The following is a 26021-nucleotide window of genomic DNA, read 5'->3' on the forward strand; positions in this document are numbered from 1 at the left end:
GTAAAGGGACCACATCATGTCAAGAATCGCCCTCGTGGACGATGACAGGAATATTCTGACATCGGTATCCATGACTCTCGAGGCCGAAGGGTTCGAGGTCGACACATACAACGACGGTCAGCAGGCATTCGACGCGTTCAGCAAGAAACTGCCCGACATGGCCGTGCTCGACGTCAAGATGCCCCGGATGGACGGGATGGACCTGTTGCAGCGGCTACGCCAGAAAACGTCGATGCCGGTCATCTTCCTGACCTCCAAGGATGACGAGATCGACGAGGTGCTCGGCCTGCGCATGGGGGCCGATGATTACGTCAAGAAGCCTTTTTCGCAACGTCTCCTGGTCGAACGCATCCGCGCGCTCCTGCGCCGGCAGGAAGCGAACGCCGGCGAGATCGTCGCCGATACCGAAGATACCAAGGTGATCGAACGCGGCGAGCTGCGGATGGATCCGCTGCGTCACGCCGTGACCTGGAAGGGCCAGGACGTTTCGCTGACCGTCACCGAATTCCTTCTGCTTCAGGCGCTGGCTCAGCGCCCCGGCTTCGTCAAGAGCCGTGATCAGCTGATGGACGTGGCTTACGACGATCAGGTCTATGTCGACGACCGGACCATCGACAGCCACATCAAGCGCCTCCGCAAGAAGATGCGGATGGTGGACTCCGAGTTTTCCGCCATTGAGACGCTGTACGGGATCGGATACCGTTACAACGAAGAATAATGGCGCTGGCCGAAGGGATAAACGTGCGCGATCAGTCGCTCTCGGACGACGATGGCGTCGTCCTCGGAGATGATTTCGTAGCCCCGGAGAACGTGGTCGAAGACGAGGTTCGTATTCGCCGCGAGAAACGGGGCTATTTTTCGCGTGGCGGCGCCTCACTGACCCGCAAGATCATCACCTTCAACCTCATCGCCCTCAACGTGCTCGTTGCGGGCATCCTCTATCTCAACTCGTCGCGCGACGGGTTGGCGCAACAGCGCGCCGACAGCCTCGCCGGCGAGACAGAGCTGATTGCCGATGTCTTCGAGGCCCAGCTGCCCTCGACCGCGCCCGTGAACCTCGTTACCGGCGACGGGGTCGACGTGGCCGCCACCCTGAACGGAATCGACCTGCGCCCGGGCATCGAGGTCTTCGTCTTCGACCCCGAAGGCCGGCTCGCCGGCCATGTCGAAAGCGGAACCGACGGCTATGAAATGCCATCGGCCCGCCACCCGACCTACATCACCGACGCGATTTCCTGGGTCTGGGACAAGGTCTCGGCACCCTTCTCGCCCGAATCCGAACGCCGCCCGCCGCCCAGCGTCGAGGAACAGGTGCGCGCGCTGGTCGCGCCGACCATCGAGAAAGGCACAAGTGTCGGCCGGGGCCAGAACGTGCACAGCTCTGTCTTCTCCGTCGCCTCTCCGATCGTCCGCGGCGATACGCCCGTCGGTGTGGTTGCCGTGGCCAACACCACCGGCGAGATCGATCAGCTTGTCCGGGTCGAGCGCGAGCGCGTGCTGCAGATGTTCCTGGTGGCGACGCTGGTCTCGGTCGGGCTCAGCCTGATCCTCGCCTCGACCATCGCCAACCCGCTGGCCGAACTGGCCGCCGCCGCCGAAGTGGGCGGCGCGCGCAACCGCAACAAGGGCGCCAAGGGCGGTCGCATCCGCATCCCCGACCTGACCGCACGCCCCGACGAGATCGGCCGCCTCTCCGGCGCGCTCCGCGGTATGGTCGCGGCGCTCTATCACCGGATCGACGGCAACGAACAATTCGCGGCCGACGTCGCGCACGAGATCAAGAACCCGCTCGCCTCCCTGCGCTCCGCCGTGGGCACCATGCGGCTCGCCAAGCGCGAGGATCAGCGCTCGAAACTGCTCGACGTGATCGAGCATGACGTGCGCCGCCTCGACCGTCTGGTCAGCGACATCTCGAATGCCTCGCGCCTCGATAGCGAACTGGTCAAGGAAGAGCAGGAATCCTTCGACCTGATCGGCATGCTGACCAACCTGTCGCAATACCTCGGCGAAGAGGCCGAGAAGAAGGGCGTCGAGTTCATCACCGACTTCCCGAAAGAGCCGATCATCATCACCGGGCTCGAAGGGCGGCTGGCACAGGTCTTCGTCAACCTGATCACAAACGCCATCAGCTTCTGCGAGGATGGCGACGCCATTCGCCTCTGGGCCCGCAAGCGCGAGAACCGCGTCGTCGTCGTGGTCGAGGATACCGGCCCCGGCATCCCCGACCAGGCCCTTACCAAGATCTTCCAGCGCTTCTACTCGCAGCGCTCCGAGAAGGACTTCGGCAACAATTCGGGCCTTGGCCTGTCGATCTCGAAACAGATCGTCGAGGCGCATGACGGCGTGATCTGGGCCGAGAACATCCGCCCGACCGATGCCGACATCACGTCAGACCCGCTGGGCGCGCGCTTCGTCGTGGGCCTGCCGGTCTGACCGATGCCACGCGGCGAGACCGACACTTCCGACCCGAACACATCCACCGACGAAACCATCGTGCACGCCTCGTGCGTCGCCCGAAACGGGCGCGCGGTGCTGATCCGCGGCACCTCGGGCAGCGGCAAGTCCGGGCTGGCGCTGCAACTGATGGCCCTGGGCGCCGTGCTTGTCTCCGACGACCGCACCCGCCTCTGGCGTGCCGGCGCAGGCCTGATGGCCGACGCCCCGCCAACGATCCGCGGCCGGATCGAGGCGCGCGAGGTCGGAATCCTTTCCGCACCCCCCGCCGGCCCGACCCCGGTGGCACTTGTCGTGGACATGGATGAACGCGAATCCGACCGCCTGCCGGAATACCGAACGGTCACAATGTTGGGAGCAGACATACCGCTTGCCAGAAAATCCGAACTGGCGCATTTTCCGGCGGCGATCCTGACATATCTATGCGGGACACGGGACGCATGACGAAAGGCGCGCCATGGCACAGGATGCCGTGACAAATCGGGTCATTCTGGTCACCGGGCCGTCGGGCGCGGGCCGTACGACCGCGATCCGTGCCCTTGAGGATCTCGGGTACGAGGCGATCGACAACCTGCCGCTCTCCTTCCTGCCGCGTCTTCTCGACGGGCCGGCGCCCGACAAGCCGCTGGCGCTTGGCGTAGACGTGCGCAACCGCGATTTTTCAGCCTTCGGCCTGATCGAGGCCATCGACCGCGAGGGCAGCAACGGCCCGGTCGGCATCCAGGTTCTCTATCTCGACTGCAGCACCGACGTCTTGCTGCGCCGCTTCTCGGAAACGCGCCGCCGTCACCCCCTTGCCCCGGCCGAAAGCCCCGAGGAAGGCATTCAGCGCGAATCCGACCTGCTCGGCCCGATCAAGGCGCGCGCCGACATGCTGCTCGACACCTCGGAGATGACGCCGCATGACCTTCGGGCCGAACTGGCCCGCTGGTTCGCGCCCGAGGGCAAGACCCGGCTCGCCGTCACCGTCCAGTCTTTCTCCTACAAGCGCGGGTTGCCACGCGGGCTCGACATGGTGCTCGACTGCCGCTTCCTGCGGAACCCGTACTGGGATGCATCGCTGCGCGCGCGTGACGGGCGTGATGCGGCTGTCGCGGCCTATGTCGCCGCCGACCCGCGCTTCGACGCCTTCAGCGAGAAGGTTGCAGATCTCGCCGAACTGCTCCTCCCCGCCTACGAGGCCGAGGGGAAGGCCTATCTCTCCATCGGCTTTGGCTGCACCGGCGGGCAGCACCGAAGCGTCGCCATGGCCGAAACCCTTGCCAAGACCCTTGCAGAAAGCGGCTGGCAGGTGTCTATAAGGCACCGCGAGCTAGAGCGGCACGCGCCCGCGGGGTCGGCCCCCCGCCCCGCGCAGAATGCCAGCGAAATGAAGGGAGGCGAGCAGCTTTGATCGGGATCGTGATCGTCGCGCATGGCGGTTTGGCCCACGAATACGTGAAGGCGATAGAGCACGTCGTCGGCGCCCAGGCGGGGCTGCGCGGTATCACCATCGAGAACGATTGCGACCGCGCCGACAAGCAGGCCGAGATCTGCGCCGCCGCCGACGAGGTCGATACCGGCGACGGTGTCGTCATCGTGACCGACATGTTCGGCGGCTCGCCCTCGAACCTGTCGCTCAAGGCCTGCCAGCCGGATGACCGCCGTATTCTCTATGGTGCGAACCTGCCAATGCTGATCAAACTGGCCAAAAGCCGCCACCTCGATGTTGCAGAGGCCGCCCGGGCCGCTATGGATGCCGGGCGCAAATACATTGACAGCCACAACGTGACAGCCGAGTGAGCTGGAATTCAGGAAAAGACAAAGACCCCATGAGCCAAGCTATTGTACGGCAATTGAAGATCGTGAACGAGAAAGGCCTGCACGCCCGCGCGGCCGCCAAGCTCGTCGAAGTTGCCGAAGGGTTCGACGCCTCGGCCGAGGTCAGCCTCGACGGCCAATCCAGCGGCGCCGACAGCATCATGGGGCTTTTGATGTTGGCAGCGTCGAAAGGAAAGACTATTGACGTGCGCGCGTGGGGCCCGGACGCGGAAGCCCTGGCCGACGCGGTCGAGGCGCTTGTCGCCGACCGCTTTGGCGAGGCGATGTGAGACGCCCCGCGGGAAAGCGGCACAGGACGGGAATGAACCAGGTGGCGGACGCAAAGGATCAGGCCCAGGAACAGCCCGGCGAAACGGTGAATTTCACCAAGTACGACCGGCGCAGCCTGACCTATGCCAATTCCTTCGATTCGCCCGGCACCGCCTTCACCATCCGCGCGATCGAATGGTTCACCGGCAAGCTGACCATCATCAAGATGATCCGCGAGTTCGAGAAGCGCGGCGCCCCCACCGGCCAGCCCTTCTGGCGCGCGGCGCTCGATACGATGGGCATCCCCCTCGAAACCCCGCAGGAAGAAATCGACAACATCCCGCCCGACGGCCCCGTTGTCGTGGTCGCCAACCACCCCCACGGGCTGGTCGACGGCATGATCCTCGCCGACCTGATCGGCCGCCGCCGCACCGATTACAAGATCCTTACCCGTGCCCTGCTGACCGGCATCGACGAGGTTGCGGCCTCCTACATGATCCCGGTACCCTTCCCGCATGAACCCGACGCACAGCGCAAATCGGTCGAGATGCGCGCCAACGCCATGGCCCACCTCAAGGAAGGCGGGCTGATCTCGGTCTTCCCTTCAGGCGTGGTGGCGTCATCCGACAGCATGTTCGGCCCGGTGATCGAGCGGGAGTGGAACGTCTTCACCGCCCAGATGATCCGCCGGTCGGGCGCCACCGTGGTGCCGATCTTCTTCCCCGGCTCCAACTCCCGCGTCTACCAGGCCGCCAACCGCATCTCGGCCACCCTGCGGCAAAGCTTCCTGCTGCACGAAGTGGTCAAGAGCTGCAACCACCCGCAACGCCCGGTGGTGGGCAAGCCCATCGACGCCGAACAGATGAAGATGCTGCAATCCGACCCGCGCGGCTTCATGGCCTGGCTGCGCGAGCACACGCTGAAGCTGGGCGAAGGCCAGGACTAGGCCCACTGCCAGCTTTCATCTTGCCGAAAATACTCAATTTCCCGCCGCGTGCGGTCAGCGCGTCGGCACCGGCGTCTCGCCCCGGTAGTCATAGAACCCGCGCCCGGTCTTCCGGCCCAGCCACCCGGCCTCGACATACTTCGTCAGAAGCGGGCAGGGCCGGTACTTGGTATCCGCCAACCCGTCATGCAGCACGTTCATGATCGCAAGGCACGTATCCAGCCCGATGAAATCCGCCAGTTCCAGCGGCCCCATCGGGTGATTGGTTCCCAGCTTCATCGAGGTGTCAATGGACGTCACGCTGCCGACGCCCTCGTACAGCGTGTAGACCGCCTCGTTGATCATCGGCATCAGGATCCGGTTGACGATGAAAGCGGGAAAATCCTCGGCGCTCGCGGCGGTCTTGCCAAGCTTCTCGACAACCTCGTAACAGGCGTCGAAGGTCTCCTTGTCGGTGGCGATCCCCCGGATCAGCTCGACCAGCTGCATCACCGGCACCGGGTTCATGAAGTGGAACCCCATGAACTTTTCCGGCCGGTCGGTCCGGCTCGCCAGGCGGGTGATCGAGATCGACGAGGTGTTCGACGTCAGAATCGTGTGCGGCTGAAGATGCGGCACCAGGTCCTCGAAGATCGCCTGCTTCACCGTCTCCCGTTCGGTCGCGGATTCGATCACCAGGTCGGTCTGGCCCAGGTCCTTCAGGGTCAGCGTCGTGGTGATCCGCGACAGGGCCGCGTCCATGTCCGCCTGCTCCATCTTCCCGCGGCCCACCTGCCGTTCCATGTTCTTGCGGATATTGCCGACGCCCTTGTCGAGAGCCTCCTGCGTGATGTCGTTCAGCAGAACGTCATACCCCGCCTGCACCAGCACATGCGCAATCCCGTTGCCCATCTGACCTGCGCCTACGACACCTACTTTCCGGATACTCATCGGCTCGCCTCTGTGTTGCGGTTTGGCGCCACCATAGGCGCGGGGGGCGCGGTGCTGCAAGAGGTCGTGATGGGGCGCCCGGCCGATCCGTTCGGTAAAACTCGCGTCGATTTCGCACTTTAGCGGTTTTTCAACGCGGATCGGCGATTCTCCCCGGCGGGAAAACGAACCGTGGTGGGTAAGATGTATTATGAAAAAACGGGGCATTCGCCCTTGGGTGTCGAGCAGTGCCGATATGATGGGTCGCGGCTGCTCTTTCGCGGGCCGCGCCGCACGCTGGAGGGCGATTTCGTCGCCTGTCTCGGCGGCACGGAAACCTTCGGAAAATTCGTCTCGCAGCCCTATCCGGACCTGCTGGAAGGGATGACAGGCATGCCCTGCGTCAACTTCGGCTGGCCCAATGCCGGGGTGGATGTGTTCGCAAAGGACAGGGCCCTCCTCGATTGCGCAGGGCGGGCACGGCTCTGCGTGTTGCAGGTGCCCGGCGCGCTCAACATGTCGAACATGTTCTACCGCGTCCATTCGCGCCGGAATGACCGGTTCCTGCAGGCGACCGACGCGCTGCGCGCCCTGTTCCCCGAGGTCGACTTCACCGAGTTCAGCTTCACGCGGCACATGATGGGCCGCCTGCAAGAGGTCTCGGCCGATCGGCTCTCTCATGTCCGGCAGGAGCTCGCCCGTGTCTGGACGGCGGGGATGTCCTCGCTTCTGCGCGAGATCGGTTCTCCCGTGGTGCTGCTGTGGCTGTCCGACCGGTCGCCCGACGCGGATCCTGAAACGCCCGACATATGGGAGGATCCTGCGCTCGTCACACGCGAGATGCTCGAGGCGCTGCGCTGCGATGCGCACCGGATCGTCGAATTGAAACTGACACCGTCCGACCGGGGCACCGAAGCCGCCCGCCTGCGTTCGCCGCAGGACCGGCGTGCGGCCCGGGCCATGCTGGGCCGGAATGCCCACCAACATGCCGCCGAGACGTTGATGCCGGTCCTGTCCGAAATGTTCGAACCCTGAGACGAAAAAAAGGCCCGCCGAACCGGCGGGCCTTCTCAATTCCGTAGGGTGCGCTTTAGCGAATCGCCGTTCCGCTCACAGCTTCTCGGTGAGTTCCGGCACGACGGTGAAGAGGTCGCCCACGAGGCCGTAATCGGCCACCTGGAAGATCGGCGCCTCTTCGTCCTTGTTGATCGCGACGATGATCTTGGAGTCCTTCATCCCGGCAAGGTGCTGGATGGCCCCCGAGATGCCGACCGCGACATAGAGGTCCGGCGCCACGACCTTGCCGGTCTGACCGACCTGCCAGTCGTTTGGCGCGAAGCCCGAGTCGACGGCCGCGCGCGACGCGCCGACGGCAGCGCCCAGCTTGTCGGCCAGCTTCTCGATGATCGCGAAGTCTTCCTGGGAGCCAACGCCGCGGCCGCCCGAGACGACGATCCCCGCGCTGGTCAGTTCCGGACGATCGCTCTCGGCCACCTTGTCCTCGACCCATTCCGACAGGCCGGGGTTCTCGGCCGCCGAGGTGGTCTCGATCGGGGCGGCCGATTGCTCGCCCGCGGCGTCGAAATTGGCGGTCCGGATCGAGACGACCTTCTTGGCGTCCTTCGATTTCACCGTCTGGATGGCGTTGCCCGCGTAGATCGGGCGCTCGAACGTGTCGGCGTCGACGACGCCCGAGACATCCGAGATCACCATCACGTCGAGAAGCGCGGCCACCCGGGGCAGCACGTTCTTGGCGTCGGTGGTGGCGGGCGCGACGATGTGGTCGTAATCGCCAGCCAGCGACACGATCAGCGCGGCGGTGGACTCGGCCAGCCGGTGCCCCAGCGAGTCGTCCTCGGCCACCAGCACCTTCGAGACGCCCTCGATCTTGGCGGCCGCTTCGCCCGCGGCGGCGGCGGAGCCCCCGGCGCAGAGCGCGGTCACGTCACCGAGGTTGGCACAGGCGGCCACGGCCTTGGCGGTGGCGTCCAGCGCCAGTTCGCCGGAATTCACTTCGGCAAGAAGAAGAACAGCCATTACACGACTCCCTTTTCTTTGAGTTTGGCAACCAGCGTATCCACGTCCGGCACGATCTCACCGGCCTGGCGCGCTTCCGGCTCGTCGGTCTTGACCACCTCGAGGCGCGGGGAAACGTCGACGCCGTAATCCTCGGCGGTCTTCTCGTCGAGCGGCTTCTTCTTCGCCTTCATGATATTCGGCAGCGACGCGTAGCGCGGCTCGTTGAGGCGCAGGTCGACCGTCACGATGGTCGGCATCTTCACCTTGATGGTCTGCAGACCGCCATCCACCTCGCGGGTGATCTTGGCGTGATCGCCCTCGATGTCGAGCTCGGACGCAAATGTGCCCTGGCTCCAGCCCAGCAGCGCCGACAGCATCTGCCCGGTGGCGTTCATGTCGTTGTCGATCGCCTGTTTCCCGGCGATCACCAGGCCCGGCTGCTCTTCCTCGACCACTTTCGCGAGGATCTTGGCCACCGAGAGCGGCTCGATATCGGTATGGACGTCATCGGCAGCCACGACCAGGATCGCCCGGTCCGCGCCCATCGCCAGCGCCGTGCGCAGCGTCTCCTGCGCCTGCTTCACGCCGATCGAAACGGCCACGACCTCGTCGGCCTTGCCCGCTTCCTTCAGACGGATCGCCTCTTCCACGGCAATCTCGTCGAACGGGTTCATCGACATCTTGACGTTGGCGAGATCGACACCCGATCCATCCGCTTTCACGCGGACCTTCACGTTGTAGTCGATCACGCGCTTGACAGGTACCAATACCTTCATCGCGTTCTTCTCCTTAAAGTGGTTGAAGAGCCGCAAAGCGGCCCCTCATCAAACGGTCTCCCGCGCGTTGATATAGGTTTGTTCAGGCGGGAAACAGGGGAAAATCGTCACGTTTGCGGCCGCAGACGTCGCGTTTTCGCAGTTTCCCGCTGAAAACGGACACGAAGCTTTTGAAAACCGGCAGGCGGGTGCGGGAAAGATTCTTTCCCGCCGTTTCGTCCCTTTGACTAGCGGTTCTGCCCCGGCACCCAGAGGATGTCGGCCTTGCCCCCGTCATTGGCGATTCGCGCCGCGACGAAGAACCAGTCGCTCAGCCGGTTGAGGTATTTCACCGCCGCCGGGTTCACCTCTTCCTCGACCGCCAGCTCGGTCGCATGCCGCTCGGCCCGGCGCGACACGGTCCGGCACAGGTGCAGATAGGCCGCCAGCTCCGATCCGCCGGGCAGGATGAAACTGCGCAGCGGCTCCAGCTCGCCGTTCATCGCGTCGATCTCGGCCTCGAGCCGGGCCACCTGGCTGTCGGACACGCGCAGCGGCGTATACTCCGCCTCCTTGTCCTTCTCCATGTCTGGCCGGCACAGGTCGGCGCCCAGGTCGAACAGGTCGTTCTGGATCCGCGCCAGCGCCGCGTCGCTTTCATCGCGTGCCCGCATCCGGGCAAGGCCCACCGTGGCGTTCACCTCGTCCACGGTGCCATAGGCCACCACCCGCGCCGAGTGCTTGGCGACCCGTTCACCGTTGCCCAGCGCGGTATCCCCGGCGTCGCCGGTCTTGGTGTAAATCTTGTTAAGAACGACCATGTCACTGCCCTCCCTGGCGGCGAATGAAGACGAAAAGCAGGATCAGGGCGACGGCCACCGCCTGTGCGATGATCCGCCAGCGCATGAACTTGTTCGCGCGCTTGCTGTTCTCGATCCCTTCCCTGCCGAAATTGCTGATCCCGATCAGCAGGATCACGGCGACGACGCCACAGGCCAGCGCCACGAGGATGAAAAGCGGGTCGTTGAGCATGGTCTCTGCCTCCGTTCGGGTCTCGTGCGCACATGTAGAGCGGTTGCACCGGCGGGCGAAAGGGAAAAACTGACGGGCGCCGCCCTCAGCCCTTCGAGATCAGCCAGTCCAGCGCCCGCGTCGGCAGCACCCGCTTCAGCGCCCCCATCAGGTAGGTGGGCGTCGTCACGTAATAGCGCGGTTTCGGCCGGGGCGATTCAAGCGCATGCACCAGCTTCTTCGTCACCGCCGAGGCCGGCAGCTCGAACGTGTCGCGCCCACGGTCCTCGTAGAGCCGGTGCAGAAGCCCCTCGTACTGCTCTTTCCGGGCCGAGCCTTTCCAGTCGATCCAGCGCTCGAAATGCGGGATGGAATTGACCCGGATCTTCGAGGTCACCGGCCCCGGCTCGATCAGGATGACGTGGATGCCGGTGCCGCGCATCTCGATCCGAAGCGTGTCGGTCAGCCCCTCCAGCGCCCATTTCGAGCTTACATAGGCCCCGCGCCACTGCGCCACCACGAAGCCCAGGATCGACGAATTCTGCACGATCCGCCCGTGCCCCTGCTTGCGCATCACCGGAATCACCTGCCGCGTCAGCTCGTGCCAGCCGAAGAAATTCGCCTCGAACACCTCGCGCAGCCCGTCGGTCGGCAGATCCTCCACCGCCCCGGGGCACGCAAAGGCGCCGTTGTTGAACACCGCATCGAGCGTGCCGCCTGTGGCCTCCAGAACCTCGTTCAGCCCGGAGGCGATCGTCGCGCTGTCCTCATAGTCGATGCGCGGGCTCTCGAACCCCTCGTCGCGCATCCGGGCGCAATCTGCTTCCTTCCGACAAGAGGCGAACACCCGCCAGCCGCGCGCCCGCATGCCATGCGCCGCATCCAGCCCGATACCCGAGGAGCACCCGGTGATGAGAACCGATCTGCCCGCCATCAGTGCCGACAGGCTTTCGTCATTCCGGCTCGGTCACCAGCCATTCGGCCAGCCATCCCGTTTCGTAAGAATCGACGATCCGCACGTTGAGCCAGCCATGGCCCGGGTCTTCAAGCACGGCGACTTCGGTGCCCTTGGTGATCTGCGCCACGCGGTCGAAGGTCAGGCCGGGGCCCGACCGCAGATCGACCATGCCCTCCTTGACCCAGCGCAGTTGCGACGGGTCGATGCTTGGCTCGCCCAGTGCCGAGGCCACGGCGGCATCGATCGATTCCTGGCTCTCGAAGGACCGGTCGGAAATGTTCATCGTCAGAAGCTCGGCCTTGGGGCGCCTGGCCTCTGCCTCGATGATGCCCGGGCCGTCGGTGCGGGTGGCGGCCAGGGTGACCGACAGTTCCTCGGTCTTCGCCTCGGTCTCCTCCATCCCGTTCATGACCGCCTCGACCTGCGCCAGCGTCTGCAGTTGCCGGTTCATGGTCTCCTGCCGCGTCTCTGACGGGGCGGGGTCGGGCCGTTCGATCTGCGATTGAACCTGGATGGAATTCTCGACCGGTTCATAATCGGCGCCGCCGCTCAGAACGTAGAACGACCAGCCCAAAGCCACGAATGATACCAGTACGAAACGCCACATGGCGTACGATTCTCCCCAAGTGTTCAGGCAACAAACGTCAACCTACATGATTCGGTTGCATCCATCACAGGAAAAGGCGCCGCAAGGGGCCGCTTGACGCTTTACGACCGTTTCCCGCGAAGCTATCACAGCATCTATGAGTGATTTGCTCGACGACCCCAATATAGACCCAGAAGCTGTGGCAGAACCGCTACGCCGTGCGATCGGCGAGCGCTACCTGACCTATGCGTTGTCGACGATCATGCACCGCGCGCTGCCCGATGCGCGCGACGGGCTGAAACCCGTGCACCGCCGCATCCTCTTCGCCATGCGCGAGCTGCGGCTGTCCTCCACCGGCGGCTTCCGCAAGTCGGCCAAGATCTCGGGCGACGTGATGGGCAACTACCATCCCCACGGCGACGCCGCGATCTATGACGCGATGGCGCGTCTGGCGCAGGATTTCGCGGTCCGCTACCCGCTGGTCGACGGGCAGGGGAATTTCGGCAATATCGACGGCGACAACCCCGCCGCCAGCCGCTACACCGAAGCGCGTATGACAGCCGTCGCCGAGGCGATGCTCGAAGGGCTGAACGAAAACGCGGTCGACTTCCGAGACAATTACGATGGCACCCTGCGCGAGCCCGTGGTGCTGCCCGCCTCCTTCCCGAACCTGCTGGCCAACGGCTCCAGCGGCATTGCGGTCGGCATGGCCACCAACATCCCGCCGCACAATATCGGCGAGCTGGTCGATGCCTGCCTGCACATGATCGCCACGCCCGACTGCCGTGACGACACGCTCATGAATTTCGTCAAGGGCCCCGACTTCCCCACCGGCGGGGTCGTCGTCGAGCCGCACGAGAACATGGCCCAGGCCTATCGCACCGGCCGCGGCGCCTTCCGCCTGCGCTGCCTCTGGCACACCGAAGACCTCGGCCGCGGGCAGTGGCAGGTCGTCGTCACCGAGATTCCCTACCAGGTTCAGAAATCCAAGCTGATCGAGAAGCTGGCCGAGGTCATCCAGACCAAGAAGGTGCCGATCCTCGCCGACGTGCGGGATGAAAGCGCCGATGACGTGCGCATCGTTCTCGAACCGCGCTCGAAGAACGTCGAGCCCGACGTTCTGATGAACATGCTCTACCGCAACTCCGACCTCGAAGTGCGGTTTTCGCTGAACATGAACGTGCTGATCGACGGGGTGACCCCCAAGGTCTGCTCGATGAAGGAAGTGCTGCGCGCCTTCCTCGACTTCCGGCGCGAAGTGCTAATCCGCCGCTCGCGGCACCGCCTGCAGAAGATCGACCACCGGCTCGAAGTGCTGCAGGGCCTGATCACGGCCTTTTTGAACCTCGACCGGGTGATCGAGATCATCCGCTACGACGACGACCCCAAGGCTGCGCTGATGTACGAGGACTGGAGCAAACCGCACCAGGCCTCGCTCACCCGCGCCATGGACGAAAGCCAGTACCGCTCGCCGCTCGCCGGCGTTGATATCGCGGCGCTGACGCTCGTCTCGGAAGCTGATGCTGCGGCCACCGGCATCCTCGCTGAAACCGCCCCCGAACGGGAAATGCCGCAAATGTACGAGGGCCGCGAGAACGGCCTGTCGGACGTACAGGCCGAAGCCATCCTCAACATGCGCCTGCGCAGTCTGCGCCGGCTCGAGGAAGAGGCGCTGGTCAAGGAACGCGACGACCTGATGGCCGAACGCGCCGAGATCGAGGACCTGCTCGAAGACGAGACCGTGCAGTGGAATGCAATCGCCAGCCAGCTGAAAGAGGTCAAGAAAACCTTCGGCAAGGACTACGAGGGCGCCGCCCGCCGCACCCGCATCGAAGAGGCAGGCGAGGTCGAAGAGGTGCCGCTCGAGGCGATGATCGACCGCGAGCCGATCACCGTGGTCTGCTCCAAGATGGGCTGGATCCGCGCCATGACCGGCCATATCGACCTCAACCGCGAGCTGAAGTTCAAGGATGGCGACGGGCCCCGCTTCATCTTCCATGCCGAGACGACCGATCGCCTGCTCGTCTTCGGCTCGAACGGGCGCTTCTACACGCTCAGCGCCGCCAACCTGCCCGGCGGGCGCGGCATGGGCGAACCGCTGCGCCTGATGGTCGACCTGCCCAACGAGGCCGAAATCGTCTCGCTCTTCATCCATCGCCCGGGCCGCAAACTGCTGGTGGCCTCCACGGCGGGCGATGGCTTCCTCGTGGGCGAGGACGACGTCGTGGCCCAGACCCGCAGCGGCAAACAGGTGCTGAACGTGCGCGGCGATGTCCGCGCATTGGTCTGCAAGCCGGCCACCGGGGATCACGTCGCCTGCGTCGGCGAGAACCGCAAGGTGCTGGTCTTCCCGGCCGACGAACTGCCCGAAATGGGCCGCGGCAAGGGCGTCCGCCTGCAGCGCTACAAGGATGGCGGCCTCTCCGACGCCACCACCTTCAACCTCTCCGAAGGCCTCAGCTGGCTTGACCCGGCCGGCCGCACCCGCACCGAGACGAACCTCGAAGAATGGCTCGGCAAACGCGCCGGCGCCGGCCGCATGGCGCCCCGCGGCTTCCCCCGTGACAACACCTTCACCTGAGGCCCGCTCCCCCGCCCTTACAGGCGGTGTCGCGACTGATGCCTCCGGCGGGGATATTTGACGCCAGAAGAAGCCCCCATGCGTCCCTGCTTCTTCTGGCCGGAAATATCCCGGGGAGTTTGAGGGGCTGGCCCCTCAATCCTTCATCCGCCTTGCGCGCAACGCCTGTAGTCTCAGGCCGCCTCCTCGCGAGACGGGCTGTGAGGCCCGGCGAGCGGCTCGGCCTCCAGCCAGACCCCGCCATCCGGTCTCAGCGTCAAGATCATCACCGGCTTCGGCTCCCGTCCCGCCACCGGCGTGAACCGGAACCGCGACAAGAGCGTCCCGAGGATGATCACCGCCTCCTGGATCGCGAAGGACGCGCCGATGCAGATACGCGGCCCGTCCCCGAACGGCAGGTAACCATAACGCGGGATCGCCTTGCGGTCGCCGAACCGCTCCGGCCGGAACGTGTCGGGATCCTCCCACAGCATGTGGTGCCGGTGCAGCGCGTAGATCGGGATCATCACCGTATCCCCGGGCCGCACCTCCCGCCCGCACAGGATGTCGTTCGCCACCGCCGTGCGCGAGACCATCCCCGCCGGTGGGTAAAGCCTCAGCGCCTCGTCCACGATCATCCGGATGAAGGGCAGGTTCGCCACGTCCTCGCCCGTCACCGTCGTCCGCTCGCCCAACACGTCGGCCAACTCGGCCCGCGCCTTTTCCTGCACGCGCGGATCGAAGGCACACAGGTACAGCGCCCACGAGAGCGTCAGCGCCGTCGTCTCGTGCCCCGCCACGATGAAGGTCAGCAGGTTGTCGCGCAGTTCGGCCGTGTTCATCTGCCGCTTCGTTTTTGGGTCTTCCCCCTGCAACAGCAGATCGAGCAAATCCGGCACGCCATCCGCGCCCCGCGCCCGCCGCGCCTCGATCGCCTCGTCGGCGATCCGGTGCATGTCGCGCACCGGCCCCCGCGAATGGATCAGCCGCCCGGGTCGCGGCACCCAGTCGGGCGCGCCCAGCACGTCGAGCAGGGATATCTTCCCCGCCTCGGCGATATAGGCGTCGATCCCCTGGTGCACGCCCTCGGCATCGAACATCCCGTCGCCCGAAAAGGTCACGTCGGCGATCACGTCGAAGGTGGTGCGCACCATGTCCTGTGCCACGTCCACCGCCCGCGGGCCGGCCTCGCCGATCCGCGCCGCGCTCCGTTCGGCGGCGGCGCTCATCACCGGCGCCAGGTTCATCACGTTGCGATGCGAAAACACCGGCGCCGCCGTCCGCCGCTGCCAGCGCCAGTGCGCGCCCTCGGCGATGAACAGCGACTCGCCGATCGCCGGCTTCAGCAGGTTCTTCGTCACCAGCGATTTCGGATAGCTGTCGAGGTTCTCCAGCAGCATCCGCTTGATCGCGTCCGGGTCCATCACCATGTGCCAGCGCTTGGCCGTGCGCCCCGACACCATCGGCTGTCGCGTGGCGATCTCGGGGATGATCGACAGGATGTTGCTCCGCGCCGCGTTCAGGCTGCCCAGGATGCCCAGGGGCTGCGTGACCAGCGGCACCTTCACCGGCGTCGCGTTGCGGGTGTCTTGCGGGCTCATGACATGTCTCCCTTTTCCGCTCTTCCAGATATAGGGGCGGGTCAGGGCGCGGCAAACGCCCCGGCGTTGCGATGCCGCGCCGGCTGGTCTATCGAGGAAGGGGTATATTTCCGGAAGGGGCCGCGGATGCCGCGACTGATCGTGTTCTGTCTTGTCATGCTGGGCCTGTCCGCCTGTACGAATGCCAACGATCTCGACAGCGCGCCCGCCGACCTTGGCGATTTTCATCTAGGCCACAACGTCGTCGTGGCCCCCAAGCTGGTCAAAGGCCCGCTGTCGCGCACCGCCTCGAAAACGGAATGGATCGCGGTGATGGAAACCGCCATCGACGAGCGCTTCGGCCGGTACGAGGGCACCCGCCTTTATCACCTCGGCATCAGCGTCGACGGCTACGTGCTGGCCCAGCCCGGCATTCCCGTGGTGGCAGCGCCCAAATCGCTGCTGGTTCTCAACGTGTCGGTCTGGGATGACGCCGCCGGCGCCAAGCTCAACCCAAGGCCCGAACGGATCACGGTCGCCGAAAGCTTTACCGCCGACACGGTCGTGGGCTCGGGCCTGACGCTGACCCGCGAAGAGCAGATGCAGAACCTCGCCCGCAACGCCGCCAAGCAGATCCAGACGTGGTTGCAGAAAGAGAAGCGGGCGAAAGGCTGGTTCGAGGGAGCGCCAGGGGCAAAGCCCGTCAAACCGCCCGCCGCCGCCCCCGGCGATAGCGCCGAAACCGCCGACGCGGCCTGATCCCCGGCCCGCCCATACCCCGACGGAATGAGACAGGAAGCGCTTGATTTCCCCCGCGCAACCCAATAAATGCGCGCGGAGTATCAATTCGGGCCGTCATGGCCCCCCAACAGCATGAGAGCGCCCCGAGATATGGCAAAGGAAAAGTTTGACCGTTCGAAACCGCACGTGAACATCGGCACGATTGGGCACGTTGACCACGGCAAGACGACGCTGACCGCGGCGATCACGAAGCAATACGGCGAGTTCCGCGCGTACGACCAGATCGACGCGGCGCCGGAAGAGAAAGCCCGCGGGATCACCATCTCGACGGCGCACGTGGAGTACGAGACCGAGGCGCGCCACTACGCCCACGTCGACTGCCCCGGCCACGCCGACTACGTGAAGAACATGATCACCGGTGCCGCCCAGATGGACGGCGCGATCCTGGTGGTGAACGCCGCTGACGGCCCGATGCCGCAGACCCGCGAGCACATCCTGCTGGCCCGCCAGGTCGGCGTGCCCGCGCTGGTGGTGTTCCTCAACAAGGTCGACCAGGTCGACGACGAGGAGCTGCTCGAGCTGGTGGAAATGGAAGTGCGCGAACTGCTCAGCGAGTACGACTTCCCGGGCGACGACATTCCGATCGTGGCAGGCTCGGCTCTGGCCGCGCTGGAAGACCGCGACGACAACATCGGCAAGGACAAGATCGCCGAGCTGATGGCCGCCGTCGACGAGTACATCCCCACCCCCGAGCGTGCCGTCGACCAGCCGTTCCTGATGCCGATCGAGGACGTGTTCTCGATTTCCGGCCGCGGGACGGTTGTGACCGGCCGTGTCGAGCGTGGCGTGATCAACGTCGGTGACGAGATCGAGATCGTCGGCATCAAGGACACCAAGAAGACGACCTGCACGGGCGTCGAGATGTTCCGCAAGCTGCTCGACCGCGGTGAGGCCGGCGACAACATCGGCGCGCTGCTGCGCGGTGTCGACCGTGACGATATCCAGCGCGGCCAGGTGCTGTGCAAGCCGAAATCGGTCACGCCGCACACCAAGTTCGAGTGCGAGGTCTACATCCTGACGAAGGATGAAGGCGGCCGTCACACGCCGTTCTTCGCCAACTACCGCCCGCAGTTCTACTTCCGGACGACGGACGTGACCGGCACCGTGACCCTTCCCGAGGGCACCGAGATGGTCATGCCCGGCGACAACCTGAAGTTCTCGGTCGAGCTGATCGCGCCGATCGCCATGGAAGACGGTCTCCGCTTCGCCATCCGCGAAGGCGGCCGCACCGTCGGCTCCGGCGTCGTCTCGAAAATCATCGAGTAACTTGCGGATGCCCCGTCCCGGGCCTGACCCGGCACCTCTCACAGGTTAAAGGAAGGGCCGCTCCTACGGGGCGGCCCTTTTCTTTCTTGCGCCCGTCGGGTATCTCAAAACCACAACCGATGGAGGGAAAGATGGACAAAGCCGCCTGATCGCAGAACCCAATCCTGAAACGATCAGATGCGAGGCTTGCCATGCACCGCCCCTTTCCCGGCGCCGATATGCGCCATCCGCTGACCCTTCCCGACGGCACCGTTCATACCGGCACGGTCTTCCTGAAAAACGCCATCGATCACCCGCGCATCGACGTGGGCGATTACACCTATGCCAGCGCCCATACCCCGCCCGAGGACTGGGCGGCGCGTCTGGCGCCCTATCTCTATCCGGGCTCGCCCGAACGGCTGTCGATCGGCCGTTTCTGCCAGATCGCCGACGGGGTCACCTTCATCACCGCCTCGGCCAATCACCGGCGCGACGGGTTTTCGACCTTCCCCTTCGCCGTGTTCGACGGTGGCTTCGAGGAGGGCCGCCCGTCTTTGCCGCAAACGACCGACCCCGACACGGTGATCGGCCACGATGTCTGGCTGGGGCAGGGGGTGCGCATCCTGCCCGGCGCGCGGCTTGGCCACGGCGTCATCGCCGGCGCGGGTGCCGTGGTGGCGGGCGAGGTTCCGCCCTACACGCTCGTCGCCGGCAATCCCGCGCGGCCCGTGCGCCCCCGGTTCGACGAGGCGACCATCGCCCGCCTGCTCAACATCGCCTGGTGGGACTGGCCGATCGACCGAATCCTCGACCACGAGGCGGCGGTCTGCGGCGCCGATCTGGCCGCGCTCGAGGCGGCTGCACAGGTTTGACCGGACCTGATTGCGCAAACATTCACAAAGCTGGGTCAATCTGCCGCGCCTTCTGCATCTGCACACAGGTGTCGGAAACGCCCGGCAAGGCGCCGTTTTCGCGCCTTGCCGACTGCGCCTAGCGCGATGATTAACAACGACATTCCACACGTTTCTGCACCTGCGAAAAGCTTATTGCATACCGTGGTATCCATCTAACTCATTGAAATATTGACTTTTTTCCGGAACGCCCCACCCTTGAAGACAACCAAGAGGAGGGCGCAGATGGACATGCTCAACACAAAGGCCTGGGAGGGCCGCAGCCAGACCGAAGAGGGCGGCATCACCCAAGCCGAAGCCGCCCGCATCCACGCCACGCTGGGCGACCCCCGCGACAAGGCACCCCGTAACGGAGACCCTTTGCCGCCCCTCTGGCACTGGTTCGCCTTCCCGCCGACCACGCCCATGTCCGAGCTTGCCCGCGACGGCCACCCGATGCTGGGCGACTTTCTTCCGCCCCTGCGCCTCAAACGCCGCATGTGGGCCTCGGGCAAGCTCACCCTCGGCGCGCCCCTCCGTGTGGGCGATCCGCTGAAACTCCGCTCCACCATCGCCCGCGTCATCGAGAAGGAAACCCGCACCGGCCCCATGACGATCGTCTCCGTCGACCACACGGTCATCTCCCCCCGCGGCCCCGCCATCGAGGAACGGCAGGATATCGTTTATCTCGACATCCCCGACAGCTTCCGCCCGCCAAAGAAACAGCCCATGCCCGAAGCCCCGGTGCTTCACACAACCCATACCATCTCCGAACCGCTGCTCTTCCGCTACTCGGCGCTCACCTTCAACGCCCATCGCATCCATTACGACCTCCCCTATGCACAACAGGTCGAACACTACCCCGGCCTCGTCATTCACGGGCCGCTTCAGGCCACGCTCCTGATGCAGGCCGCCTGCGCCCATCGCGGCACCCGGCCCACCTATTTCGATTTCCGCGGCGTGCATCCGATGCTTCTGGTGCCCGGAGACTCCCCCGAACTCGACATCCTGGCGACCGAGGACGATTGCACCTCCCTGTCGCTTTTCACCGGGCAGGCAGGCCATCAGGGCATGCAGGCCACCGCCATGTGGGAGGGCACGCAATGAACGGAATTCTCAAGGGCATGCGGGTGGTCGAAGGATCGGCTTTCGTCGCAGTGCCGCTCGCCGGCATGACACTGGCCCAGATGGGCGCCGAGGTGATCCGCTTCGATCGCATCGAGGGCGGGCTCGACGCCGGGCGCTGGCCGCTCGCCCCCTCCGGCAACAGCCTCTTCTGGGCCGGCCTCAACAAGGGCAAGAAATCCATCGCTGTGAACATGAAATCACCCGAGGGCCAGGAGCTCGTCACCCGCATCATCACCGCCCCGGGCGAGGATGCCGGGCTTTTCCTCACCAACCTCCGCGTCCGCGGCTGGATGGATTACGAAACGCTCAGCCAATACCGCAAGGATCTCGTCATGGTCACCCTCATGGGCGACCGTCACGGCAACCCGCAGGTCGATTACACCGTGAACCCCGCCCTCGGTATCCCCCAGATGACCGGGCCCGAGGGGCTCAAGGCCCCCGTCGCCAGCGCCCTCCCGGCCTGGGATCTGATCGCCGGCAACCTGATCGTCTCGTCGCTCCTCGCCGCCGAGCGCCACCGCCTGCGCAAGGGGCAGGGGCAGGACGTGGAACTGACGCTGAAAGACGTCGCCGCCGCCACCATCGGCCACCTGGGCCTCATCGGCGACGCCGCCGTGAACCGCGAAGAACGCGGCAAATGCGGCAACTCGCTCTACGGTGCCTATGGGCAGGATTTCATCTGCGCCGATGGCCGCCGTGTCATGGTGATCGGCCTGACCGCGCGCCAATGGCGCGGGCTGGTCGAGATGACCGGCACCGCCGAGGAGATTGCCGCGCTCGAATCGAAAACCGGCCTCGACCTGCGCGACGAGGGCAACCGCTGGAAACTCCGCCACGCCATCACCGGCCTCCTCGGCGAGTGGTTCGCCATGCGCCGGGTCGAGGACTTCGCGGAAGACTTCAACGCCAAGGGCCTCACCTGGTCGGTCTTCCGCACCGTGAAAGAGGCGCTGGCCGAAGACCCCGACCTCACCGACGACAACCCGATGTTCTCGACGATGACCCAGCCGGGCCTTGGCACCTTCCCCGTGCCCGGCAGCCCGGTCACCTTCTCGGCCACCGAGCGCCAGCCTCCCGTGCCGGCCCCGGCGCTCGGCGCCCATACCGAGGAGATCCTCGGCGACGTGGCCCGCCTCGACGACACCGAGATCGCGCAGCTGTTCGACAAGGGCATCGTGCAAAGCCCCGGCTTCGTGGCGCGGCCGGCCGCCTGACCCGCCGCGCCGAATTCTCTGGCGTCACAGGCCGAAATCGGGCTTGAACTTTTGCAGGTGTTGCCGTATCCGGGGCATCGCTTGTGAAGGGGTATAGCTCAGTTGGTAGAGCGACGGTCTCCAAAACCGTAGGTCGCGGGTTCAAGCCCTGCTGCCCCTGCCACTCCCTCCGACATCGCCGATCCGTGCCGGTGGTCCGCAAGGGCCGCCCGAAGTGCCCTGTCGCGGCGTCGAAGGGCAGGCGGCCCAGGCGACACGGGCAAGAACCACCTGTCCCGAATCTCCTGCCGCGCGCGCTTTTCGCCCCAATTGCGAACAGGCCTGCACCGCGCTTTGGAAACAATGGTTTCCGAGGTTTTTCAGTGTTTCCATAATTGCGGCTGAAACGGGGCCGAAATGAGGCGCGCCACATTTGAGGCCCTTTTCCGCCACATTTGAGCCACAATTGAACCACAGAAAAACCTCGTTCCCGGCACCGCCCAGACAGGGCATCGGAACCGGGGCAGGCGTGGGGGCGTCAGACATGTTGAACGAGTGCTGCCATGACCAAGTTTGTTGTCCTTTCAAAGACCAACCCACACCTGCCCCACGATTCCGTCGAGCTGCAGAGCCCGCCGCCTGAGGACGCGCTCAACGACGACGTCGCCCAGAGAAACGCCGAGCGCTACATCAGCCAGCTTATCCGCGGCGAAGACCGCAGCCAGGCCGATAAGCCTGTCGAGACCCGGCAAAACCCGCGCCTCGAAGGCACCACGCCGAAAAAACCCGCCGCCGCCCACCCCGAGGTGAAGGCCGCGCCGAAGCAGGCGCCGCAGCCCAAGGGCGTTCAGGCCCTGCCGCCGCTCGAGCCGCAGGAAGAGATCGACGAGGAAACCCGCCTCCGCGCTGCCTTCTCCGCCGAAGACGAGCCCGAGGTCGAAGAGCCCCGCAAGGGCCTCTTCTCCCGCCTGCGGGCCCGCCACGTCACGACGGCAGGCCTCGTGATGGTCGCCTTTTTCTGGCCCGTCTATCTCGGCGCGGCCTTCCTCGTGCTGGCGTGGTTTGCCGTTCTGGCCATCCACACGCTGCGCTACCTCGTGACCGCCGGTCACTGGTACCGCTTCGCGCGCAAGCATCCGATGACGGCCGAACGCGTGCGCCGCGTGGCCGACCGCGCGGCCCTGAAGCTTGACGTCGTGCTCGACTTCCTGCCCGACAGCCTTGCCGACAGCCTCGCACTGCCCGACATGTCGCAGCCCGTCGCCAAGGCACGGCAGGCGCCCCGCCACGGCGGCATGCGCACCTCCTGATCCCTCCCGTCGGCATGCCTCTCCATGCCACACCCGCCCGGTTTCCCGGGCGGGTTTCGTGTCGGCCCTTGAATTCGCGCGGGGCTGGGCGTATGTCCGCCCGCAACGCCCACAAAAGCTACAGGCTAGACCGCTCATGGCAATGACCAACCCGCTTCAGTTCATCCAGCAAGTCCGTTCGGAGGTCGCTAAGGTCGTGTGGCCCACCCGGCGCGAGGTGTTCCTGACGACGGTCATGGTTTTCATCATGGCGACGTTGACCGCGATTTTCTTTGCCCTGGTCGATCTTCTGATCCGCACCGGCCTGACGGGCGTTCTGGGCTTCTTCGGCTGAGCGCCGAAAAAAGCGCCGTCCTTGCCCTTGATTTCAAGGGGATTTGGGGATAGGCCAGCCAACACTCCGATACATGGCGCGCGGCGATTCGTGTTGCGCGCCGCTTTTTGTTTCGGGGCACTCGGGCCAACGGCCTGAAAATGCGAAGATATCCGGCGCAGGCCGGGCTTGACAGGATTTGGTTGAACGATGGCAAAGCGGTGGTACTCGGTGAGCGTTCTCTCGAATTTCGAGAAGAAGATTGCCGAGCAGATCAGACAATCGGTCGCCGAGCAGAGCCTCGAAGAAGAGATCGACGAGGTTCTTGTTCCGACCGAGGAAGTGATCGAGGTGCGCCGCGGCAAGAAGGTGACGGCCGAGCGCCGGTTCATGCCGGGCTACGTGCTGGTCCACATGGAAATGTCGGACAAGGGCTATCACCTGATCAACTCGATCAACCGGGTCACCGGGTTCCTTGGTCCGCAGGGCCGCCCGATGCCGATGCGCGACGCCGAGGTGAACGCCATCCTCAACCGCGTCCAGGAAGGCGAGGAAGCCCCGCGCACCCTCATCTCCTTCGAGGTGGGCGAGAAGGTGAAAGTGAACGACGGCCCGTTCGAGGATTTCGACGGGATGGTCGAGGAAGTCGACGACGACAACCAGCGCCTCAAGGTGATGGTGTCGATCTTCGGCCGGGAAACCCCGGTCGAGCTGGAATACACGCAGGTCACCAAACAAGGCTGACCGCGCCCGAAATGCCCGGGGCTCCCGGGATGCCGAAGTGGAAGGCGCGCGCATCGCGATGCGCAGACCGGACCACACAACAAAAATCCCGCAGGGGCGCGCCCCGGGGAGTTGGAAGTAAAGGAGAGGCCTTATGGCCAAGAAACTCGCAGGCAAGATGAAGCTGCAAGTGCCCGCAGGTCAGGCGAACCCGTCCCCGCCCGTGGGTCCGGCGCTGGGTCAGCGCGGCATCAACATCATGGAATTCTGTAAGGCGTTCAACGCCAAGACGCAGGAAATGGAACCGGGCGCACCGTGCCCGACCGTCATCACCTATTATCAGGACAAGTCCTTTGAAATGGACATCAAGACGCCGCCGGCGTCGTACTACCTGAAGAAGGCCGCCAAGCTGAAATCCGGCTCCAAGACGCCGGGCCGCGGTGACACCGTTGCAACCGTGTCGCCCAAGCAGCTGCGCGAAATCGCCGAGGCCAAGTGGAAGGACCTCAACGCAAACGACGTCGACGCCGCGATGAAGATCATTGCCGGCTCCGCACGGTCCATGGGCATCGAGGTGAAGTAAGATGGCAAAGATCGGTAAACGCACCCGCGCCGCCCGCGAAGCCTTCGAAGGCAAGATGAACGTGACCGTCGAAGAGGCCGTCGCGCTGGTCAAGTCGAACGCCAAGGCGAAATTCGACGAAACCGTCGAGATCGCGCTGAACCTCGGCGTCGACACCCGCCACGCCGACCAGATGGTCCGCGGCGTCGTCGGCCTGCCCAACGGCACCGGCAAGGACGTTCGCGTCGCCGTTTTCGCCCGTGGCCCCAAGGCTGAGGAAGCCGAAGCCGCAGGCGCAGACGTCGTCGGCGCAGAGGACCTGATGGAAACCGTCCAGTCGGGCAAGATCGACTTCGACCGTTGCATCGCAACCCCCGACATGATGCCGATCGTCGGCCGTCTCGGTAAGATCCTCGGCCCGCGCAACCTGATGCCGAACCCCAAGGTCGGCACGGTGACGATGGACGTGGCTGACGCCGTCAAGGCCGCCAAGGGTGGCGAAGTGCAGTTCAAGGCCGTCAAGGGCGGTATCGTGCACGCCGGCATCGGCAAGGCCTCCTTCGACGAGGCGAAGCTGGTCGAGAACGTGCGCGCCTTCGTGACCGCGGTGAACAAGGCCAAACCGGCCGGCGCCAAGGGCACCTACATGAAGAAGATCTCGCTCACCTCGACCATGGGGCCGGGCGTTTCGATCGACGTGGGCGACGCGGCCACTCTGGCCGACGCCTGAGAATTTGCATCCGGTCCCTCGGGGCCGGGGCGAATGGCGGGGCCGCCACGGTGGCCTCGTCCTGTCCGAGATGGAGGGTTGGGCATCCGCCCAATAATTCCTTCCTGAGATGGGGAACGAGTTGAGATTCCAAGCGAAGGCCCAGCCTTCGGGTGATCTTGGTCTCGGGACCCTGAAATTGGACCCGAACGGCGGGGCAACCCGCCACAACTGAGCCGGGGGGAAACCCCCAAATTTGGAGTGAAACTGTGGATAGAGCCCAGAAAGAGAAAGTGGTCGAGGAACTCGGCCAGATCTTCGAAAGCTCTGGCGTCGTAGTGGTGGCCCACTACGCGGGTCTGACAGTTGCAGAAATGCAGGATCTTCGTGCGCGCGCCCGCGCGGCCGAAGCATCCGTTCGCGTTGCCAAGAACAGGCTCGCCAAGATCGCCCTTGAGGGCAAGCCGTGCGAAAGCATTGCCGATTACCTCACGGGCATGACCGTGCTCACCTTCTCGGAAGACCCCGTGGCAGCAGCCAAGGTCGCCGAGGACTTCGCCAAGGACAACAAGAACTACGAGATCCTTGGCGGGGCAATGGGTACGGATCCCCTGGACCGGGCCGGTGTGGAAGCCGTGTCGAAGATGCCCTCGCGCGACGAGCTTATCGCTCAGATCGCAAGCTGCATCGGCGCACCCGCTTCGAACATCGCCGGGGCCATTGGCGCACCTGCCTCGAACATCGCGAGCATCCTTTCGACCATCGAAGAGAAGGCCGAAGCTGCATAAGCGCAACTGGAACATCCCGCGTGTGGGGCAATTGCCCGACGTTGGAACACAAACTTGGAAAACGGAAAGAGCTGTAAAATGGCTGATCTGAAAAAACTGGCTGAAGAGATCGTTGGTCTGACGCTTCTCGAAGCACAAGAACTGAAAACCATCCTGAAAGACGAGTACGGCATCGAGCCCGCCGCTGGCGGCGCAGTCATGATGGCCGGCCCGGCAGACGGTGGCGGCGGCGAAGCTGCCGAAGAGCAAACCGAATTTGACGTGATCCTGAAGTCCGCTGGCGCTTCGAAGATCAACGTCATCAAAGAGGTGCGCGCAATCACCGGTCTCGGCCTCAAAGAAGCCAAAGAACTGGTCGAAGCAGGCGGCAAGGCTGTCAAAGAGCAGGTTTCCAAAGAGGAAGCCGAAGAGCTCAAAGGCAAGCTGGAAGCAGCCGGCGCCGAAGTCGAACTCAAGTAATTCCTTTCCGGAATTGAGGAATCTTCAGGGGTCCGTTCCGCGGGCCCCTGTT

General features: G+C 64.8%; 29 protein-coding genes and 1 tRNA gene. 22 read left to right on the forward strand and 8 right to left on the reverse strand.

All coding sequences use genetic code 11. The features are described 5' to 3' along the window. Positions 1-16 precede the first annotated feature (16 nt). Genes RIdsm_RS00940 through RIdsm_RS00970 form a run of 7 tightly spaced genes read left to right on the forward strand, consistent with a single transcriptional unit; the run spans position 17 to position 5470 of the window. The gene (locus RIdsm_RS00940; protein WP_057821298.1) at positions 17-718 is read left to right on the forward strand and encodes a response regulator transcription factor; all 702 of its coding nucleotides are present in this window, start codon (positions 17-19) and stop codon (positions 716-718) included. Further along, a complete protein-coding gene (locus RIdsm_RS00945) occupies positions 718-2433 on the forward strand; it encodes a sensor histidine kinase (protein WP_057821300.1) in 1716 nt (571 codons plus the stop codon). The genes RIdsm_RS00940 and RIdsm_RS00945 overlap by 1 nt, the downstream gene beginning before the upstream one ends. 3 nt (positions 2434-2436) lie before the next feature. Beyond that, complete coding sequence (locus tag RIdsm_RS00950; RefSeq protein ID WP_057821303.1) at positions 2437-2898, forward strand: HPr kinase/phosphorylase; 462 nt, start codon at positions 2437-2439, stop codon at positions 2896-2898. Between the two features lie 13 nt (positions 2899-2911). Then, entirely contained in the window at positions 2912-3847 is a 936-nt protein-coding gene (rapZ, locus tag RIdsm_RS00955) for an RNase adapter RapZ (RefSeq protein ID WP_057821305.1), read from the forward strand. Next, the gene (locus tag RIdsm_RS00960; protein ID WP_057821307.1) at positions 3844-4236 is read left to right on the forward strand and encodes a PTS sugar transporter subunit IIA; all 393 of its coding nucleotides are present in this window, start codon (positions 3844-3846) and stop codon (positions 4234-4236) included. The genes rapZ and RIdsm_RS00960 overlap by 4 nt, the downstream gene beginning before the upstream one ends. Before the next feature lie 29 nt (positions 4237-4265). Beyond that, the gene (locus RIdsm_RS00965) at positions 4266-4544 is read left to right on the forward strand and encodes an HPr family phosphocarrier protein (RefSeq protein ID WP_057821309.1); all 279 of its coding nucleotides are present in this window, start codon (positions 4266-4268) and stop codon (positions 4542-4544) included. Positions 4545-4576: 32 nt separating this feature from the next. After that, a complete protein-coding gene (locus RIdsm_RS00970; protein ID WP_057821311.1) occupies positions 4577-5470 on the forward strand; it encodes a lysophospholipid acyltransferase family protein in 894 nt (297 codons plus the stop codon). A 54-nt stretch (positions 5471-5524) separates the two neighbouring features. Here RIdsm_RS00970 and RIdsm_RS00975 read toward each other — a convergent pair whose 3' ends face one another. Next, positions 5525-6400, reverse strand: coding sequence for a 3-hydroxybutyryl-CoA dehydrogenase (locus tag RIdsm_RS00975; protein WP_057821313.1), 876 nt, complete (start codon positions 6398-6400; stop codon positions 5525-5527). Positions 6401-6583: 183 nt separating this feature from the next. Between RIdsm_RS00975 and RIdsm_RS00980 the strand changes: the two genes are divergently transcribed. Further along, a complete protein-coding gene (locus tag RIdsm_RS00980; RefSeq protein ID WP_057821315.1) occupies positions 6584-7414 on the forward strand; it encodes a DUF6473 family protein in 831 nt (276 codons plus the stop codon). A 75-nt stretch (positions 7415-7489) separates the two neighbouring features. Here the strand turns inward: RIdsm_RS00980 and RIdsm_RS00985 are convergent, their stop codons facing one another. The 6 genes from RIdsm_RS00985 to RIdsm_RS01010 all read right to left on the reverse strand — a co-directional run bounded on the left by RIdsm_RS00985 (position 7490) and on the right by RIdsm_RS01010 (position 11729). Beyond that, positions 7490-8416, reverse strand: a complete 927-nt coding sequence (locus RIdsm_RS00985; RefSeq protein WP_151175211.1) for an electron transfer flavoprotein subunit alpha/FixB family protein — start codon at positions 8414-8416, stop codon at positions 7490-7492. Next, complete coding sequence (locus RIdsm_RS00990; protein WP_074940193.1) at positions 8416-9174, reverse strand: electron transfer flavoprotein subunit beta/FixA family protein; 759 nt, start codon at positions 9172-9174, stop codon at positions 8416-8418. Before RIdsm_RS00990 ends, RIdsm_RS00985 begins: the two co-directional genes overlap by 1 nt. A 227-nt stretch (positions 9175-9401) precedes the next feature. Next, positions 9402-9974 carry a cob(I)yrinic acid a,c-diamide adenosyltransferase gene (locus tag RIdsm_RS00995; protein ID WP_057822010.1) on the reverse strand — a complete coding sequence of 191 codons (573 nt, stop codon included), beginning with the start codon at positions 9972-9974 and terminating at the stop codon, positions 9402-9404. Between the two features lies 1 nt (position 9975). Then, complete coding sequence (locus RIdsm_RS01000; RefSeq protein ID WP_057822008.1) at positions 9976-10185, reverse strand: twin transmembrane helix small protein; 210 nt, start codon at positions 10183-10185, stop codon at positions 9976-9978. Positions 10186-10270: 85 nt separating this feature from the next. After that, the gene (locus RIdsm_RS01005; protein ID WP_057822006.1) at positions 10271-11098 is read right to left on the reverse strand and encodes an SDR family NAD(P)-dependent oxidoreductase; all 828 of its coding nucleotides are present in this window, start codon (positions 11096-11098) and stop codon (positions 10271-10273) included. A 19-nt stretch (positions 11099-11117) separates the two neighbouring features. Then, the gene (locus RIdsm_RS01010; protein WP_057822004.1) at positions 11118-11729 is read right to left on the reverse strand and encodes an SH3 domain-containing protein; all 612 of its coding nucleotides are present in this window, start codon (positions 11727-11729) and stop codon (positions 11118-11120) included. 136 nt (positions 11730-11865) lie between these two features. Between RIdsm_RS01010 and RIdsm_RS01015 the strand changes: the two genes are divergently transcribed. Further along, entirely contained in the window at positions 11866-14289 is a 2424-nt protein-coding gene (locus tag RIdsm_RS01015; protein ID WP_057822002.1) for a DNA topoisomerase IV subunit A, read from the forward strand. A gap of 173 nt (positions 14290-14462) precedes the next feature. Here the strand turns inward: RIdsm_RS01015 and RIdsm_RS01020 are convergent, their stop codons facing one another. After that, the gene (locus tag RIdsm_RS01020; protein WP_057822000.1) at positions 14463-15869 is read right to left on the reverse strand and encodes a cytochrome P450; all 1407 of its coding nucleotides are present in this window, start codon (positions 15867-15869) and stop codon (positions 14463-14465) included. A 126-nt stretch (positions 15870-15995) separates the two neighbouring features. Here RIdsm_RS01020 and RIdsm_RS01025 point away from each other — a divergent pair, with 126 nt between their 5' ends. From RIdsm_RS01025 to rplL, 13 genes are all read left to right on the forward strand, one after another. After that, positions 15996-16607 (forward strand): hypothetical protein, encoded by a 612-nt coding sequence (locus RIdsm_RS01025; RefSeq protein ID WP_057821998.1) that lies wholly within the window; start codon positions 15996-15998, stop codon positions 16605-16607. Between the two features lie 132 nt (positions 16608-16739). Then, positions 16740-17915 carry an elongation factor Tu gene (gene tuf, locus RIdsm_RS01030; RefSeq protein ID WP_151175212.1) on the forward strand — a complete coding sequence of 392 codons (1176 nt, stop codon included), beginning with the start codon at positions 16740-16742 and terminating at the stop codon, positions 17913-17915. A 191-nt stretch (positions 17916-18106) separates the two neighbouring features. After that, on the forward strand, positions 18107-18766 hold the full coding sequence (locus RIdsm_RS01035; protein ID WP_057816448.1) for a CatB-related O-acetyltransferase: 660 nt from the start codon (positions 18107-18109) through the stop codon (positions 18764-18766). A gap of 264 nt (positions 18767-19030) precedes the next feature. Beyond that, positions 19031-19891 (forward strand): HTD2 family dehydratase, encoded by an 861-nt coding sequence (locus tag RIdsm_RS01040; RefSeq protein WP_074940352.1) that lies wholly within the window; start codon positions 19031-19033, stop codon positions 19889-19891. Next, a complete protein-coding gene (locus RIdsm_RS01045) occupies positions 19888-21126 on the forward strand; it encodes a CoA transferase (protein WP_057816447.1) in 1239 nt (412 codons plus the stop codon). Before RIdsm_RS01040 ends, RIdsm_RS01045 begins: the two co-directional genes overlap by 4 nt. 87 nt (positions 21127-21213) lie before the next feature. After that, a tRNA-Trp gene (locus tag RIdsm_RS01050) sits at positions 21214-21289 on the forward strand. A gap of 379 nt (positions 21290-21668) precedes the next feature. Beyond that, on the forward strand, positions 21669-22415 hold the full coding sequence (locus tag RIdsm_RS01055; RefSeq protein WP_057816446.1) for a hypothetical protein: 747 nt from the start codon (positions 21669-21671) through the stop codon (positions 22413-22415). Between the two features lie 136 nt (positions 22416-22551). Further along, the gene (gene secE / locus RIdsm_RS01060; RefSeq protein WP_057816445.1) at positions 22552-22749 is read left to right on the forward strand and encodes a preprotein translocase subunit SecE; all 198 of its coding nucleotides are present in this window, start codon (positions 22552-22554) and stop codon (positions 22747-22749) included. 189 nt (positions 22750-22938) lie between these two features. Further along, positions 22939-23472, forward strand: a complete 534-nt coding sequence (nusG, locus tag RIdsm_RS01065) for a transcription termination/antitermination protein NusG (RefSeq protein ID WP_057816444.1) — start codon at positions 22939-22941, stop codon at positions 23470-23472. A 133-nt stretch (positions 23473-23605) separates the two neighbouring features. Next, the gene (gene rplK, locus RIdsm_RS01070; protein WP_057816443.1) at positions 23606-24034 is read left to right on the forward strand and encodes a 50S ribosomal protein L11; all 429 of its coding nucleotides are present in this window, start codon (positions 23606-23608) and stop codon (positions 24032-24034) included. Between the two features lies 1 nt (position 24035). Further along, positions 24036-24743: a 50S ribosomal protein L1 gene (gene rplA, locus RIdsm_RS01075; protein ID WP_057816442.1), complete on the forward strand. Its 708-nt coding sequence runs from the start codon at positions 24036-24038 to the stop codon at positions 24741-24743. 248 nt (positions 24744-24991) lie between these two features. Next, the gene (gene rplJ, locus RIdsm_RS01080) at positions 24992-25510 is read left to right on the forward strand and encodes a 50S ribosomal protein L10 (protein ID WP_057816441.1); all 519 of its coding nucleotides are present in this window, start codon (positions 24992-24994) and stop codon (positions 25508-25510) included. 78 nt (positions 25511-25588) lie between these two features. Further along, on the forward strand, positions 25589-25969 hold the full coding sequence (gene rplL / locus RIdsm_RS01085; protein ID WP_057816440.1) for a 50S ribosomal protein L7/L12: 381 nt from the start codon (positions 25589-25591) through the stop codon (positions 25967-25969). Positions 25970-26021 lie beyond the last annotated feature (52 nt).

It is taken from the genome of Roseovarius indicus (assembly GCF_008728195.1).
GTDB classification, from domain to species: Bacteria; Pseudomonadota; Alphaproteobacteria; order Rhodobacterales; family Rhodobacteraceae; genus Roseovarius; species Roseovarius indicus.